Annotated in this window: 1 protein-coding gene and 1 pseudogene; one reads left to right on the top strand and one right to left on the bottom strand. The window is 56.6% G+C overall.

Translation table 11 applies throughout. From position 1 onward, the window contains the following. The coding region (locus AABE10_RS36215) for a VWA-like domain-containing protein (RefSeq protein ID WP_342937840.1) at nucleotides 1-226 on the top strand (226 nt) is incomplete at its 5' end. A 266-nt stretch (nucleotides 227-492) separates the two neighbouring features. Here AABE10_RS36215 and AABE10_RS36210 read toward each other — a convergent pair. Beyond that, a pseudogene (locus AABE10_RS36210) lies at nucleotides 493-1007 on the bottom strand (hypothetical protein); the annotation flags it as partial.

Genomic DNA, 1007 nt, shown 5'->3' with positions numbered 1-1007 from the left:
TCTTGAACTGCTACCTGTGCGCGGCGGTGGGGGGACCTCATTCGTCGAGCCGTTCGAGCGGCTTGCGAAAGAAGGAATCCGCCCCGCATTCCTGGTTTATCTCACCGACATGGACGGCCCGTTTCCCAACGATCCTCCGGACTACCCGGTCCTGTGGGCGTCGACGACGCCTCTCAAGCGGGCGAAGAAGGCGCCGTTCGGTGAGATGGTCGAAGTGATCTGTTAGCGCACGATGTTGCTCATTCCCTTAACCCCAACCCCGGCCGAGTGCTGGGGTTTTTTATTCCGGTTTGGCTCTGAAAGCGGATTCCACGCATTCCACAGGCTCATTTTTCGGAACTTTGGTGTCCTTCAGTCGAGAAAAATCAAGCAATTCAATTATTTAACCGTGCGCTGCCCGGTGGTTGCGAACTTGGGACGGCACAAAGGGACCTGAGCCGGCTCAGGTTGCTCTTGCTCAATCTGAAACAAAAGCGAAAACATAGCCGAACCTTAACCGCGTATTTTCAAAATATGAATCAATGCGCGGATGCATTGTTTTGTATTCGGCCGCAGGCCCCGATCCCGAGGTGCGTGCATTGATGCGAGGTTTTTATCGCACTTGGCGCGAAAAAGTACGCTACGGAAGCGGCTTAAACAGATCCATTTGCCGAGGATCGGACTTGCGACCTTCGCTGTTCGCTTCGGTCGGCGCAGGCCCACGCGCGATGCGAAAAAAGCCGGGTTCGACGCCCGCGTTATGCGCCGCGCGAAGCCAATGCGGCGTATCGCCCAGCCCATTCCATTCGTTACCATGCGCATCCCGGTAGAGCGCCGGGTGATCGAGGTCGTGCTGGATTGAGTCAGCGAGCGCTTGCACTGTGATGCCGAATTCTTCCATCGACGACGTATCCAGATGATCAGCCGGTCGCGGGCTTCGCCGTCAACTATTTTTCCCTTCATAAACGAGTGCTGCTTCGTTGGTTGTCGTGTTGCGCAGTATAACGGCGTGCCGCAGCGGTCGCCCC

Origin of the sequence: Paraburkholderia diazotrophica, assembly GCF_038900755.1 — a bacterium.
Lineage (GTDB): Bacteria > Pseudomonadota > Gammaproteobacteria > Burkholderiales > Burkholderiaceae > Paraburkholderia > Paraburkholderia diazotrophica_A.
This window is presented reverse-complemented; position numbering and strand designations above follow the sequence as displayed.